Source organism: Pseudanabaena sp. BC1403 (assembly GCF_002914585.1).
Taxonomy (GTDB): domain Bacteria; phylum Cyanobacteriota; class Cyanobacteriia; order Pseudanabaenales; family Pseudanabaenaceae; genus Pseudanabaena.
The window spans coordinates 84,976-102,100 of sequence record NZ_PDDM01000010.1 but is presented as its reverse complement, the minus strand read 5'-3'; the positions used below and the strand labels follow the sequence as shown (position 1 = coordinate 102,100).

The 17,125-nt window shown below is 42.4% G+C and carries 3 protein-coding genes; all 3 read right to left on the bottom strand.

Features of this window, described 5'->3' with window-relative positions; genetic code table 11:
- Positions 1 to 10: 10 nt before the first annotated feature.
- The gene (locus tag CQ839_RS11070; protein WP_103668340.1) at positions 11 to 1,525 is read right to left on the bottom strand and encodes a response regulator; all 1,515 of its coding nucleotides are present in this window, start codon (positions 1,523 to 1,525) and stop codon (positions 11 to 13) included.
- A gap of 64 nt (positions 1,526 to 1,589) precedes the next feature.
- Positions 1,590 to 9,824 (bottom strand): PAS domain S-box protein, encoded by an 8,235-nt coding sequence (locus tag CQ839_RS11065; protein WP_103668339.1) that lies wholly within the window; start codon positions 9,822 to 9,824, stop codon positions 1,590 to 1,592.
- Positions 9,821 to 16,903 (bottom strand): PAS domain S-box protein, encoded by a 7,083-nt coding sequence (locus tag CQ839_RS11060; RefSeq protein ID WP_146048727.1) that lies wholly within the window; start codon positions 16,901 to 16,903, stop codon positions 9,821 to 9,823. Before CQ839_RS11060 ends, CQ839_RS11065 begins: the two co-directional genes overlap by 4 nt.
- Positions 16,904 to 17,125 lie beyond the last annotated feature (222 nt).

Sequence of the window (17,125 nt, the reverse complement as noted above, 5' to 3'; positions counted from 1 at the left end):
TAATTGGGGATCAGGACTCCCTGTCTTCAGTTAAAGGAATTATAACCGAAAATGTGGCTCGACCGATCTGACTTCTAACTTGAATATCACCATCGTGTTTTTGCAAGATCTGTCGGACAATATCTAATCCTAAACCGCTACCTTCCCCCCTCGGTTTACTTGTCACAAACGGCTCGAAAATTTTTTCCTGCATCTCTATCGGAATGCCATTACCAGAATCTGTTATTTCTACAACTACATATTTTGATTGCTGCGATATAGAAATCTCTAAAGTGCCTTGCTGTCCAATCGAGTAGATGGCATTGTCAATTAAATTTACCCACACTTGTGTGAGTTCATCTGGATCACAAAAAAGATTGGGTACTGGGTCGTATTTGCGGATAACTTCAATGCCCTGTTTCAATCGACTTTGATAGAGCGTCAGAGCTATCTCAATCCCATCGCTAATTTGGACAAAACTCTTCTCGTTATTTTGACTTTGATGGCTATAAGTTTTGAGCGCGAACACGATCTTAGCGGCGCGATCTACTTCCTGCTGAATGCTAAGGGTACTTTGTCGCTGCATTAACAATTTATATGCCACCTGTAAAATGTCGCAACAGTTCGGGGCTTGCAGAATGGATTGATAAAGATGTAGATCTACCCTCAATTGCATCTGACTGAGTTGCATCGCAATACTATCTGCTTCAGCAATGCCTTGGGCTGTTAGTTCGCTTTGCAGTTGTCGCCGCAGATGCCGCTCTTCTTTAGTAGATAAAGTCTGAGTCTGCTGAAGAGATGTATTCACCAATTTCAAAAATTCTTCCTGTTGCTGGGGAGATAAACTTTGCATGAGTTGAGGCAATTGCTGAAGGGAGGTACTGCTTGCCGTGGCGATATTGCCTGTAGCAGCGCGAATTACAGCTAGAGGCGTGTTGATCTCGTGAGCAATACTAGCGGTGAGTTGTCCCAATACAGCCATTTTTTCGGAATGAATCAGCTCGGATTGGGTGGCTTGGAGAGTCGCTAATGCTTTGGAGAGCTCCTGCGTACGATCTTCTACCATTTGTTCTAAGGTTTGGGAATATTTCTCAAGTTGTTGACTGGCTTGTTCTAATCCAGATGTGCGCTCAGCGACTTGCTGTTCTAGGCTTTTGGTGAAACGTCTTAATTGTAGATGGGTTGCGACTCTTGCCAGTACTTCAGCCTCTTGAAACGGCTTAGTAATGTAATCGACAGCTCCTAGTTCAAATCCCTTAGCTTTACTTTTAGCATCCGCTAGAGCCGTCATGAAGATCACTGGAATCTCCCTTACGACATCAATTTCTTTTAATTTTTGACAGATTTCAAATCCGTTCATAATCGGCATCTCAACATCAAGTAAGATCAGGTCTGGTAATTGCCATTGCAGTTGCTCTAACATCATTTTGCCATTAGTAGCGAATGCTACCTCAAATCCAGCATCAATCAGTACATCGGAAATAACATCTAAGTTAATCGGTGTATCATCAACAATCAAAATTATTTCGGAATTAGGGAAGAACATAGATAGAGGCTTTTTAAAATCAGATGAAGGTTGCCAGAGATAAATTATAGGGATATCGTTATTGTTAGATACTTTGTTTGGATAAAACTTGCGATTTAATGATTGGTATCAGAACGATGAAAGTAGTTTGGCTAGGTTGACTCCGAAATTGGATGTCGCCATTATGCTTTCGCACGATCTGTCGGACAATATCTAATCCTAATCCACTGCCTTCTCCTCTCGGTTTAGTCGTTACAAACGGCTCGAAAATGTTTGCTTGCGTTTCTGAAGAAATTCCACCGCCAGAATCTGTGATCGTCACAACCACATACTCATGTTCCTGCGTTACAGTAATTTCTAGCCTGCCCTGTTGTCCCATAGCATAGATGGAGTTGTCAATCAAATTTACCCATACCTGAGTTAGTGCATCTGGGTCGCAGAGAACATCAGGAACATCTTGGTAATTGCGGATCACCTCAATTCCATGTTTGAGGCGATTATGATAAAGCGTCAGGGCGACTTCAATACCATCGCTGATTTGGGCAAGAATCTTCTCATCATTATTTTGACTTTGATGGCTATAGGATTTGAGAGCAAATACGATCTTAGCAGCGCGGTCTACTTCCTGCTGAATGCTATGGGTGCTTTGATGTTGCAATACTAGCTTGTATGCCACCTGTAAAATGTCATAACAGTTTGGGGCTTGCAGAATGGATTGATAAAGCTCAAGATGAGAAGACAGTTGCATCTGACTGAGTTGAGTCGCAATGCTGGCGGCTTCGGTAATACCTTGTGCTGTTAGTTCGCTTTGTAGTTGTCGCCGCATTTGCCGCTCATCTTTGGTAGATAGAGGCTGAACCTTCTGAAGGGCGGCATTCACCAAACTCAGGAACTCCTCCTGTTGTTGAGAAGTCAGACTTTGCATGAGTTGAGGCAATTGCTGAAGAGATATACTGCTTGCTGCGACGATATTACCTGTGGCCGCGCGAATCACACCTAGAGGCGTATTGATCTCGTGGGCGACGCTGGCGGTAAGTTGACCTAATGCTGCCATCTTTTCGGATTGAATCAGTCCTGCTTGTGTAGATTGGAGATTGGATAATGCCTGCGAAAGTTCTAGGGTTCGTTTTTCCACTCTCAGTTCTAGGGTCTGGGTATACTCTTCGAGTTGTTGTGCTTGATGTTGGAGCAGTGCTTCATTGGCTTTGCGATCGCTGATATCGCGACAAACGCAGATCAGATCGCCATTCCCTGAAATGATCAGTGACAGTTCTTCATCAAAGGTTGTGCCATCTTTACGCTTTGCGATCGCTTCGCCACGCCAGTGTTTTTGCTCCATCAAGATCGGAAATATATCTTGTTCAAACTTGCGAACCTCTTCAGGCATATACATATCGCGCCAAGTTTTGGTGATCAACTCTGCGGGTGAGTCGTAACCAAAGATTTGGGCGTGGGCTTCATTTAAGTAAATGTAATTGTCGTTTTTGAGAATGGCAATGCCATCCAATGATGCCTCAACGGCGGTTAGCTGCCGCTGTAACATAAGTTCGGCTTGTTTGCGATCGCTGATATCTCTCTGCAAACCAACCATCCGTAAAGGCTTGCCATCGGCATCAAAGGCAACTACTTTGCCGTAGTTCGCCATCCATTTCCACTCTCCAGTTTTAGAAAGGGCTCGATATTCAACCCGATAGGGAACTGTGTTGTCTTGCAGGTGGGCATTGAGTAAGTCCATCACTGTAGGTAGATCGTTAGGATGGAATAATTGACTCCAAGTATCGACACGATCTGGAAGTTCGCCAACCTCGTAGCCCAACATTCCCAGCCATCGGGGACTCATGTAGGCTTCACCAGTCACAATATTCCAATCCCACAAGCCATCGCCTGAGCCTTCAAGAGCTAGTTGCAATTGTTCTTGGTTTAAGCGAATAGCTTCCTCGGCTTGTTTGCGCTCGGTAATATCAACTGCTACGCCAATGATACGCCCGCCAGTGCCATCTTCATTTTGAGCTACTTTCCCATTCACAGCCACCCAACGGATTTCTCCATGAGGGTGGTTAATTCGATATTCGACTTTGTAGGGGGATTGGGTGGTAAAACTATGAGCAAGGGCGCTAAATACTCGCGCTTGGTCTTCGGCATAAACCAGTTTCAGAAAAGCCTCGCGATCTCCAGAGAATGTACCAGGGGCAAAGCCAAAAATCGCTTCTGTCCGTTCTGACCAATAGCCTGTATCCATATTGGACTCCCAAGTACCCATTTCGGAAGCTTCTAGGGCAATTTGCAACCGCATTCTCTCAGCTTGGAGGCTTTGTTCTGCTTGTTTGCGATCGCTAATATCTTGAACGACCCCAATAAAGTATTCTGGCTCTCCATTCAAGTTATATATTAGCGATACATTAAGGTTTATCCAAATAATGCGACTATCTTTGTGAATGTATCGCTTTTCTATGGAAAATGACTTACTCTCTTCTGCCAGCAGTTTCCTAATATTTGCCTTGTCTATCGCAATGTCATCAAGGTATGTAATTTCCTCAAAGGATTTATTGATTAGCTCGGCTTCAGTGTAGCCAATAATATCGCAAAATTTCTGGTTGAGTTTAACAAATTGTCCATTTAAGTTTGCCTGTGCCATTCCCACAGCAGCTTGCTCAAAAGTGGCGCGAAACATTTCTTCATTTTGTTTTTGAGATATCTCTACCCTTCGACGCTCTGTATCGTCTCGGGTATTAACGACTACGCCTACGATCACACCGTTCTCCTCAAAATATGGAGAATAGGTAACTCGAATAAAGCGATCACCTAATTTTTTGTAGTGAAACCAATCCTCATATCGAATCGTTTCACCCGCAAGACATCGATCTAACCTTGGTTTAATCAAATTTTGGAACGTATCTTCACCATTGAAATCAGGAATCGAGTGTCCAATAATATCTTCCAATTTCTGACCATTACGATCTAAATAGATTTGATTGACCAATCGATAGGTATAGTTTCGGTCAACTAGAGCCATCCCATCTGGAGAGGATGAGATCATCCGCTCATAATGCCTCAAGATGGTTTCTGTCTGTTTGCGATCGCTGATATCTCTCACAATACCTTGTAGTCCGATCGCATTGCCTTCATCATCTTTGATGGAGGTCATGTTCAGTGTTACCCATAGATAGCTACCGTCTCGACATAAATGCCGAAACTCTATGTTTTGCTGATTCTCATCTTGCTCCAGTGCCAATCTAGCAGGTGCAATAGCCCTTTCTAAGTCGTCGGGATGAATCAGTTTCGCAAAGGATTGTCCTACCCACTCAGACGGAGATAGTCCAAACATGGTCTGAAATTGGGGAGAGAGATAAGTCAAGGTGCTGTCTGCCCGTGCAGACCAAATCATGTCGTTGGCTCTTTCCACTAGCCTTCTGAATTTTCTCTCACTCTCAGCCAGAGCGACTTCGGTCTGATGATGCTCGGCTTCCAGTCGCTTTCTTTCGCTAACATCTCGCGCAATTCCACGCAACCCAATTACACGACCTTGGTCATCAAAGATCGGGGCATTATTACAAGTCATCCATACCCATTCACTATTCTTATGTTTTAACCGAAACTCCAGCCCAGATTGTTTCTGCCCAGTTTCAAAGAGTTTTTGGTGCGAGGCAATTATGGCGGAGATATCATCTGGATGGATTAATCCGTCATAAGACTGATTCAAAAATTCGCTGACATCGTAGCCCAGCATGTCTTTAAACTGTGGAGACAGATAGCTAAAGGCTCCCTCTGGAGTAATCGCATAAATGATATCGTTGACATTTTCCACAAAGGCTCGAAACTTATTTTCACTCTGTTGGAGGGTTTGATAGAGTCGGGCATTTTCGATGGAAATCGCGGCTTGAGAGCAAATTAGATTTAAGACTTCAATGCGATCGCTTGTAAACGCTCCCACGGTCAAACTATTTTCTAGATATAAAATCCCCACTAACTGCCCTTGCTTGAGAATGGGTGTACATAGAATGCTTTTGGGCTGATGTTGGATAATGTAGCGATCGCCTGCAAATTGAGCATCTACACGCGCATCATTCACAACTAATGGCTCTAAACTGCGCTTGACCTGATTTACCAAACCAACCGCCACATCTTCGCTTGATTCTAGAGATATCGGTGATGACAGGATTTGCGATGTCTGTCCATATTTCGCTAGAGCCTCGACTTGTAATTCCTGTGCAACTAGCAGCAGTATGACACATTTATCTCCACCAGCATTAGCGATCACAATATTTAAGAGCGTTATCAAAAGCTTGTCAAGTTCAACTTCTTCAGAAATTGCTTGAGAGGCTTTGAGAAGTGTCGCTAGATCTATTGCTTCAGAGTTGCTATTAGAGGAGTTACTAGATCTTGTATTGATAGAACCAAGGGGAGTAGCTTTCTGAAGAATAGGCGTGAGCAGTTGGGGATAACGATTTTCTATGTCGGTAACTTTGGCTGTTGCTCCCCAACGCATATAACCATAATATGCGTCAATCATGTATACTTGAGCGATTTTCTCTTTTCCCCAATCGAGATAGAACTTCGCAGCGAGTTCATTGGCGAGGGCTTCTTCTTGGACGTAGCCATTTTCTTTGGCTCCAGCGATCGCGCGATCATACAAATCTCTCGCTTGACTTAATTTTCCTAAAACGCGCAGATATTCGGCTTCTATCAATACGACCTTGTGTTGATAATTCATCTGAGCAGATTTAGCGAATCTCGCGAGATACTTTTGAGTAGCGCGTACTTTAGTTAGGTAAGCCCTTTGTTGCTTTTTTGATAGGTAGGGATACTGCGCTAATCTGATGAGAGCATCATAAAAATAGAAAAGCGTTTTAACAAAGGTTCCATCAATTATGCCGATCAGGGCTTCGATGATCGTAATTTGTTCCATAGCTAACGGGTATCGATAGAACAAAAAAGCAAGCTGAAGTTTGCGTAAGCTTGCATAAACTTGCAGTTGGCGATCGCTTTTAGATATCGCAGTCTCATCAAAAAAACGTCCAGTAATTTGACAAACATCGTCGGGTTTAGTTATGAGGTTTTCCAAAATCTGGCAGTTAAGATTATGCATATCTGTCATCGAAGTTTGCTGAAGTTTCTGCAAAGTAGGGAGACTAGCGATCGCGTCCCTTTGCAAATCCACAAGACTAGGGCTAATCCAATAGGATTGCGTGAAATATACACAGAGACTATAAGCAGCATACTCATTATCACCCACCTCCAAACTCACTTGATATGCTTCCATCAGTAGTGGTAATGAACTTTTTAGGTGCTCCTTACGATAAGAAATAAAACGAGTCCAGAGAAATAAAGTAGGAGCCAAGGCTTCCTTGGATGCGGTTTGGTGACATAGAGCGATCGCGGCTTTTCCGATGGCATACCCTTTATCTACTTGTCCAAGCTTCTCACAGAGTAAAAAAGCATAGACTGTATATGCCATCGATGATTTAGGAACATTACCATAACGGAGATATAGAGAAATGCCCTTAAAAGTCATAAATGGAAGAATCTCGGATAAACTGCTTTGGGCTGCCGCACCAATGGCATTAAAGAGATTGCAAATTGCTAATTTATAGGGATTTGACATAGCAGGCAGTGATAGCAAATCCTCAGGACTAGTGCCAATCATCAGATAGACCGTTGTAAAAAATCCGATGATCGTTCGCAGTTTGGATGTTTTCTTAGGAAGTTGAACACCAAAGTTAGTCAAAATCTGACGAGCATAGGAGATTGCTTCATGGGCTTGATTTTTAGCTACTAGAGCTAAAATCTGAATCTCATATAATTTTGCCCGATCCAACTGATTTTTAGTCTGTTGTAATGCTCTCGCAATCAGAATTTCCATCTGAGTATATTCCCCAGACAGATATGCAATCTCAGCAGCCAGTTGATGTAAACTTAGTGTCAGACTGTACTGATTTTGCCAACATTGAGCATCTAAAAGCTCCAATCCCATATTTAGATAGCTTGTCGCTGCTTCGTAAGCTGAGGAGGTTCGCGCTTTTTTGGCAGCCCGCCAGTTGAGATAAACTAAAGATTCCCTTTCTTTTCTATCATCAATGAGCGATATGCCACGGTTAAGATGATTAACAATATGGAACAGTTGCAACTCCTGCTCTTCGCTAGATGTACGATTTAGCAGCAGTCTACCAATATCGAGATGTACTAACTCTTTTTGAGATTCGGGAATCAGTGAATAGGCTGCCTGTTGAATGCGATCGTGCAGGAATTTATAAGTTGCATTCACATCAGTTTGCAAAATAGAACTCGTATCAGATTGGGTAAAGAACTTATAGGCTTCAGTCGTTGGAATAATTAAACCTTCCTGTAATGCTTTCCATAATGCTTTTGCGGTATTTTCTAGGGATTGTTGGAAAGCGATCGCTAAGGTCTGCAAATCAAACTGTGCACTAATACAAGCTGCTATTTTGAGGATATCCTGTGTTTCTATAGGCAACTTCTGCAATTGCCGTGCCAGAAACTCCACCACATCATCGCTAATGGCAAAAGCTATTTGAGAAAAATCCCATTGCCAAGACCGCCCATTCCAATTAAAGGTAATCAAACCATCCTCATATAACGCTTTGAGGAACTGCCTAGCAAAGAAAGGATAACCTTTAGTCTTTTCATAAACCAATTCGGTTAACAACTGTGCAATGGACAAATCGCAAATCAAGGAGTCTGCCACCAACTGATTTAGATCCTCTTGCTTCAAAGGTGGTAAGGAAATCGTATTTACCGTTGCTCCCGCCTTAACGATCTCATCCACTGTCAACATCAACGGATGCACAGGTGAGACCTCGTTATCGCGATAAGCACCCAACACCAATAGATGTCCCGTATCCTGCATCAATAGTTGCAATAATTTTAAGGAAGCTAGATCTGCCCATTGCAAATCATCCAGAAATAAAACTAAGGGATTTTCGGCAGTGGTAAAGACTTGAACAAACTTCCGAATCAATAGATTGAAGCGATTTTGAGAGGCATTGCCTGATAGCTCTGGCGCTGGTAGTTGATTGCCAATAATATTTTCTAGTTCAGGAATCACCTCGATCAAAATCTGTCCATTTTCACCAGTCACTTCGAGAATGCGATCTCTCCATGTTTGTAGCTGTAGATCTGACTCTGATTGTAACTGCCCCATCAAGTCGCGGAAAGCCTGCACAAAAGCACTAAAGGGAATATTGCGCTGAAACTGATCGAACTTGCCCTTAATAAAATGGCCATGTTGTCTGACAATTGGTTTGTGAACTTCGTTTACTACAGAGGTTTTACCGATACCTGAGAAACCTGCCACTAGCATCATTTCGCTACTGCCTTGTGATACTCGGTCAAATGTGGACAGGAGACTGGCTACTTCTGTCTCTCGTCCGTACAGTTTTTCGGGAATAGTGAAGCGATCGCTAATATCTCTTGTCGCAATCTCAAACGGTATAATGATTCCTGTCTGTTTAAGTTGATTTAGGCAGATTTCTAGGTCATACTTTAATCCCAACGCACTCTGATAGCGATCTTCGGCATTCTTTGCCATCAGCTTGGCGACGATTTGTGTGATTGTATCTGGGATCTCTGACTTGAATTCACTTACTAATGGTGCTAATTTAGCAATATGACAATGTACTATTTCCAAGGGATCGTCTGAACGAAATGGCAATTGTCCTGTGAATAGTTCAAATAAAGTCACACCTAGAGCATAAAAGTCACTGCGATAGTCAATCCCCCGATTCATCCGTCCAGTCTGTTCGGGAGACATGTATGCGAGGGTTCCTTCTAAAATATTTGCACTAATTAGCGTCTGCGTCTCGTGGGGTAGTAATGTCGCTAAACCAAAATCAGTTACCTTAATCTGCTTAGTAATGGGATGAATTAGGATATTGCTGGGTTTGATATCTTTGTGGATCACTCGCTGAAGATACAGTTCATCTAGAATCGTCGCAATTTGGAGCGCGATCGCCAAAACCTCGATTTGGCTGAGAGGATTAGCTAAAATATAATCTGAGAGAGCGATATATCCCTCATCGGGCATGACTAGAACCAATCCATTACCATAGTTTTCTAAAGATATGGTCTGGACTATTCCTGCAAAATTCAGTTTTTTGGCGATCGTGAAGTGGTTCCGCAATCGCAGCAGATCTTGAGGTGTAGGGCGATCGCTTGTCAACGTTTTCAACACAACGGGCAACCCATCGGCTAAGCGTATGCCTCGATAGACAAATGTTCTATTACCAGCATAAATTTGCTGATCTAGTTGGTAGCCGTTGATTGTAGGAAAGCGATCGCCAATGTTTACAGTTGTCTGGATCATAGCTGTCCTCGAGTGACCATCGGTAAGGGCAACAGCACTATGAAAGTAGTGTTATTAGGCTGACTCTGCATTCGGATCTCTCCTCCCTGTCTTTGGACAATTTGCCTCACAATATCTAAGCCTAGTCCACTACCTTCTCCCCTAGGCTTAGTCGTGAAAAATGGATCAAAAATATGTGACTGTATCTTAATGGGAATTTCATCGCCCGAATTAGTGAGTTCTACAACTACAAATTCTCCTTGCTGTGCGATAGAAATTTCTAATGTACCTTGCTGACCGATCGCATAGATCGCATTGTCAATTAAATTTATCCAGACTTGCGTGAGTTCATCTGGGTCGCAGAAAATATCGGGAACTTCTTGATATTTACGGATCACCTCAATGCCTTGTTTCAGTCGGCTTTGATAGAGCGTTAGAGCTACCTCAATGCCATCGCTAATTTGGGCAAGACTTTTCTCGCCAGCTTTGCTACGGTGAGTATAGGTTTTGAGCGCAAACACGATCTTTGCGGCACGGTCTACTTCCTGTTGAATACTGCTGGTGCTTTGATGTTGCAATACCAGCTTGTGAGCTACCTGCAAAATGTCATAACAGTTCGGGGATTGCAGAATCGATTGATACAGGTGCAGATCCGAACCCAGTTGCATCTGACTGAGTTGATTCGCGATGCTACTAGCATCAGCAATACCTTGGATGGCTAGCTCGCTTTGCAGTTGTTGCCTCAGTTGTCGCTCTTCTTTGGTACATAGGGAGTAGGGTTTCTGAATTGCTACATTCACCAGAGCTATAAACTCTACTTGTTGTTGAGAAGTCAAGCTTTGCATGAGTTGGGGCAATTGCTGAAGAGAGACATTGCTTGCCGAGACAATATTGCCTGTTGCTGCGCGAATCACCCCTAGTGGTGTATTGATCTCGTGGGCGACGCTGGCAGTGAGTTGCCCTAGTACTGCCATCTTTTCGGAATGAATCAGTTCTGCTTGCGTAGATTGGAGATTGGATAATGCCTGCGAAAGTTCTTGGGTGCGCTCTTCTACTCTCTGTTCTAAGGTCTGGGCATATTCTTCGAGTTGTTGGGCTTGTTGTTGGAGCAGTGCTTCCGCAGCTTTGCGATCGCTGATGTCTGTATGAGTTCCCAACATCCGTAAGGGTTGCCCAAGCTCGTCCCGTTCGACAACTTTGCCTAGGGAGAGAATCCATTTCCAGTCACCGTTTTTAGTGCGTTGTCGAAATTCTACGATGTAATTGGCAATTTCTCCATTCACATATGCCCGATAAGTACCTGCAACTCTCTCTAGATCGTCTGGGTGCAGCCGTTCGATCCACTTGGCGTTTGTTTCATGAAATTCGGCTGGCTCGTACCCCAGCATAGTGGCATATTCAGGGCTGACGATCGCTTCGCCAGTTTGCAGATTGAGGTCGTATAGTCCCTGATTCGCAGCCATTAGTGCAAGACGCAGGCGTTCTGCGCTATCTCGCATATCCTCTTCAGCTTTTTTGCGATCGTTGATATCGCGAGCCACCCAAATGACAGATTGCTCAGTCAAGGGAGAACATCTTGCACTAAACCAAAATTCCATATCTTGGATCAATAAGCTATATTCAAGCTCTTGAGTTTGCTGCTTGTCGAGAGTGTTCCAAATTACTGATAGAAATTGCGCAGATTGTTCGGGCGGGAAAATCTCTTGAATACTTTTGCCAATGAGTATATCAGGAGATAAGTAAAGCTTGTCTGCATTCGTTGGGGCGACCTTGAGATATGTTCCAGTTCGATCTACCACAAAGACAACATCATCCATCCCCATAAATAAGCTGCGTAGTTCTGATTCGGATGCTTGTAAAGCTGCCTCTGTTCTTTTTTGCACACTGATATCACGCATAATCGTTGAGAGGTATTCCAGTTCGCCTGTTTGGGCTTTATGTACCATCAAAACTTGTGATACAGGAATGTCTTGTCCTTCTGGAGTCAATAATGCTGTTTCTCCAGTCCAATAACCTTGTTGAATTGCTTGAGGGATTGCTTCTTGATAAAGTAGATTCGGAACCCATTGAGGATGACAATCTTGTATTTGATAACCTGCCAATGATTCGTTTTGCTCAAGGTTTAAAAATTGGCGTAATCTTTGGTTTGCCCAAGTAATTTCACCATCTGGACTGGCAGTACCAATATAGTCTGATGATGCTTCAAGAATTCCCAACAAACGGGCTTGTTCTCTTTCTAGGTTTTTGCGATCGCTGATATCCCGCAAAATGCCTTGTAGCCCGATCGCTTTACCTGCATTATCTGTGACGGGTGTTATATTCACCATTACCCATAGATAACTACCGTCTTGACATAAGTGGCGAAACTCTAAACCAGCTATATTTTCTAATCTCTCTAAGGAAAGTTTAGCTGCCGCAGCAGTTTTTCCCAAGTCATCAGGATGAATCAAACTCGCAAGGAATTGTCCTACCCATTCATCAATGGGAAACCCAAACATGGTCTGAAATTGGGGAGAGAGATAGGTAAATATGCCGTCGGAATTTGCAGCCCAGATCATGTCATTGGCTCCTTCCACTAGCCTTCTGAATTTATTTTCACTCTCATACAGTGTTTGATAGAGTTGGGCATTTTCCAAGGAAATTGCAGCTTGAGAACAAATTAGGTTTAGCACTTCAAGGCGATCGCTGGTAAATGCTCCTATGGTCAAGCTATTTTCTAGATATAAAATCCCGATTAACTTGCCTTGTTTCAGAATAGGCATACACAAAACGCTTTTAGGTCGATATTTGAGGATGTAGCGATCGCTTGCAAATCGGGAATCTTGTCGTGCATCACTCAAAACTATGGGTTCTAAACTATGTTTGACCTGATTGACGATAGAAATCGCCATATCCTCACTATGTTCTAAGGATATGGGAGAGGGCAAGATTTGCGAAGGTTGTCCAGATTCCACGAGAGCAGCAATTTGCAACTCTGGTTCTGATTGCAACAATAAAACGCATTTATCGGCTCCAGAATTAATATTGGCAATATTTAGGAGCGCCTCTAAGAGCTTTGAAAGCTCTATCTCTTCTGAAATTGCTTGAGATGCTTTTAGTAGAGTCGCTAAATCGATTGCTTCAGAGGTGCTACCAGAGGAACTTGTAGTTTTTTTCTGGAAAGAGCCAAGAGAGTCTCGAAGAATAGGCGCGAGAAGTTGGGGATAGCGATTTTCGAGGTCGGTGACTTTGGCGATTGCGCCCCAGCTTACATAGCCATAATACGCCTCTTGCATATAGACTTGAGCGACTTTCTCTTTGCCCCAAGCAAGAAAGAATTTAGCGGCTAATTCGTTAGCTAGGGCTTGTTCTTGGATATATTGGTGGTTTTTTGCTCCAGCGATCGCCTTGTCATATAGCTCCATAGCCTCAGCTTTTTGTCCTAATACTCGACATTTTTCTGCTGCTACCAAATCAAATTTATGGGCAAAGTTTTTCGGAGCGTGACCAACCCATACTTCCATGATTTTTTGATTGATTTCTACTTGGTCTAGCAGGGATTGACATTGTTGATGAATAGTTGAGGTACTTCTGTTTTCTGATGCTTGTAAATCAAGGCACTGGGCTAATAGGGCAAGAGAATAATAGAAGTTGTGAATCCCCACGGTTATCCCAATCGCAGCCTCAGCATAGTCTGCTGCCTTGAGTGCTGATGTCACTGCCATCAAATAATCTGCAAATAAATAGTTGAGAATAGATTTAGCCAAGTAGGCTGTAAACGGTAGGGAGCGATCGTTCCCTGCACAATAAACAGATAGAAGTTCAGTTTCATCAAAATATTCCCCTGACAATTGCCTTAGCTCCGTGACATCTCCCAACAAATTAGAAACAAGTTGTTGCCAAATTTGAGCGTTGCCAAGAGAGTGCTCTTGTTTAATTGGCTGCAAAATCTCAAGGGCAATATTTTGCTTTTGTTGTACCTCTTCTAAGGTTTCTCCAGCCAGAAAGCGATAAGTACAGCAATGGGCAGTTGCATAACTAGCATACTCAATATCTCCCATTTCAAAACCATCTTGACTAGCTCTTTCTAGTGGTTCGATGGTATCCATAAGAGGTTCTTTCCACGGTCTGATAAAAACATTAAATAAATTATTAACTTTACACTCCAACTCTCTAGCAGAAAATCTTTCTAGGACTTTTAAGGCTAGTAAACCTGAGTAATATCCTTTATCTAAATCTTTCTCAAAACCACACAAAAATATCCCATAAAATACATAGGCAAAGGCAGTCAGCGAGGAATGTCCCTGCCTTAAACTGAGGTCAATCATCGTTAAGACGATCGGCGATAGTAATTCTGGTTGGGTTGTATAGGCTGGCGCAAAAATTGCCATCAGGATCCGCATAATTGCAAGTTGATGAGCATCTTGCATAAATGGTAATGATTCTATAGAGGATAGTTTTGGTAGTTGAATTGCTGAAGAGACAAGAGAATTGTTTAAGTCTACGCCCAGCATCTCCAGAGCCAAAACTCCTACAGCCAGTGCTTTTGGCATTTCTGACTGAGCCATATACATTTGCATTTGCAGCTCATAAATTTGGACTCGATCGAGTAGGCTAGTTGTATGTTCTAAAGTAAAATCTGCTAAAGTTTGAGCCTCGGCAAAGTTAATATTCAGATATTCCGCCTTAATTGCAGATTTATAAAGAGATAGTGTCAGCTGATATTCACATTGCCAACTATCAACATCTAGAGCCTTAATTCCATTATGAAAATATTTAGCAGCCGCACTATAAGCCGTGGCAGTAAGGGCTTTTTCTCCAGCAACAAGGTTCAGCTGCGCTAATTCACATCTTTGTGATTTGGTAGTAATTAACTCTCTGGCTATATTCAAATGACTAACGATATCAAAAATATTTTCTTTCTGTTTTTCTGGGGATGTATGACGCAATAGCGATTGTCCAATCTGGTAATGGGTTTCCTGCTTTTTGTCTTCTGAAATTAGTAAATAAGCAGCCTGTTGGACACGATCGTGCAGAAACTTATATCTAACGCTTTCTTGATTTTTTTGTGTGAATACTTGACCTTCTTTCCCGATATAAAATTTATAAACATCATTAGTCGGTAAAATCAATCCTTCTTGCAATGTTTCCCACAAAGCATCTGATGTTTCCGTGACTGTTTGCTCTGAAACCATAGCTAAAGTATCTAAATCAAAAGAGTTGCCAATACAAGCTGCCAACTGCAATATGTGCTGCGTTATAGGTGGTAGTTTTTGCAATTGTGAATTCATAAAATCCACAACATCATCTGTAAATGCTTGGGCTTTTACTTCAGCTATATCACATTGCCAATATCCTAAATTAACATCAAATTTAATTAGCTGATCTTGATGTAATGATTTAAGGAATTGAGTCGCAAAAAAAGGATTTCCTTGGGTTTTTTGGTACACCAATTTTGTTAATGGTTGAGCTAGGGGCAATTCACAATTCAATGTATCAGCCACTAATTGATTTGTATCTTCCAAACTTAATGCTTGTAGTGTCATTGTATGCACTATAGCTTCGGCTTTGATGATTTCATTTACTGTCAATATAAATGGATGAACTGGTGAAACCTCATTGTCTCGATAAGCACCCAAAAACAACAAATGCTTAGTATCCTGCATCAACAATTTCAGTAAGTTCTGAGAGGCAGAATCTGACCACTGCAAGTCATCAATAAACATCACTAAAGGATGCTCTTGGCTGGTAAATACTTTGATAAAGTACTGCATTAACAGATTGAAGCGATTTTGGGCGGCAGTTCCTGATAGTTCTGGGGCTGGTGGTTGTTTGCCAATAAACAGTTCCAGTTCGGGAATCACATCAATTAAAACTTGCCCATTATCACCCACCACTTCCAGAATTTTAGCTTTCCATGTTTGCAGTTGAGCATCACTTTCTGAGAGCAATTGCCCCATCAAATCTCGGAAAGCTTGAACAAAAGCAGAAAAAGGAATATTCCGCTGAAATTGATCATATTTACCCTTAATGAAATAGCCTCTTTGCTTAGTAATAGGTTTATGAACTTCATTGATTATGGTAGTTTTGCCAATCCCGGAAAAACCTGCGACTAACATCATTTCGGTACTGCCTGTGGCAACTCGATCGAATGCCTCCAACAGTTGATCAACCTCTCTTTTTCGACCATAGAGTTTTTCGGGGATGGTGAAGCGATCGCTAAGATCTCTTGTGCCGATAGCAAACTCTGAAATGGTTCCTGTTTGGTTAAGCTGATTCAGACAGGCTTCGAGATCATGCTTTAACCCCAATGCGTTTTGGTAACGATCCTCGGCATTTTTTGCCATTAGTTTAAAGACAATTTGGGCGATCGCCTCTGGGATCTCTGGATTGAACTCGCTTACTAGTGGTGCTGGCTTAGCAAGATGACAATGCACGATTTCTAAGGGATCATCTGACTTAAATGGCAATTGACCCGTCAATAGTTCAAATAAAGTTACTCCTAGTGAGTAAAAGTCGCAGCGATAGTCTACCCCCCGATTCATTCGTCCTGTTTGTTCAGGAGACATATATGCGAGTGTCCCTTCTAAGACATTGCTGCCAACGATCTCTTGAGTTTCTTGGGGTAGTAATGTCGCCAGTCCAAAATCTGTTAGTTTGATCTGCTTAGTATTTAGGTCAATTAGGATGTTGCTGGGTTTGATATCTTTATGAATTACGCGATGGCGATAGATTTCTTCAAGAATCGTCGCAAGTTGGAGCGCGATCGCCAAAACCTCGATTTGGCTGAGAGGATTAGCTAAAATATAATCTGAGAGAGCGATATATCCCTCATCGGGCATGACTAGAACCAATCCATTACCATAGTTTTCTAAAGATATGGTCTGGACTATTCCTGCAAAATTCAGTTTTTTGGCGATCGTGTAGTGGTTCCGCAATCGCAGCAGATCTTGAGGTGTGGGGCGATCTCTTCTTGGCATTTTCAGCACCACAGACTGACTATCAGCTATGCATATGCCTCGATAGACAATTGTTCTGCTACCAGCATAAATTTGCTGATCTAGTTGGTAGCCGTTGATTGTAGGAAAGCGATCGCTACTAGCCATAATTGATTTACACATCCTACATCTCCCTTCTTGTATATATTACAACCAGAGTTTTGTAGAGAGGCTAAACCTATTACAGCAATCCTAAAAATGGCTAGGATATTTTGAAAGTTACAGTGCTTTGCGCTGTAAATAACCATACCCAAAGCCCTTAAAGTTGCGCCCAGCAGGGCAAAACTTTAAGGGCTTTGTAATTTATTTTGCACAAGTAATTATAGAAAATTGTTGTGATTTTCT

Excerpts from the sequence above, each read along its gene's own strand:
- CQ839_RS11070 (WP_103668340.1), bottom strand. The coding sequence starts at position 1,525 with ATGTTCTTCCCTAATTCCGAAATAATTTTGATTGTTGATGATACACCG.
- CQ839_RS11060 (WP_146048727.1), bottom strand. The coding sequence starts at position 16,903 with ATGTGTAAATCAATTATGGCTAGTAGCGATCGCTTTCCTACAATCAAC.
- CQ839_RS11065 (WP_103668339.1), bottom strand. The coding sequence starts at position 9,824 with ATGATCCAGACAACTGTAAACATTGGCGATCGCTTTCCTACAATCAAC.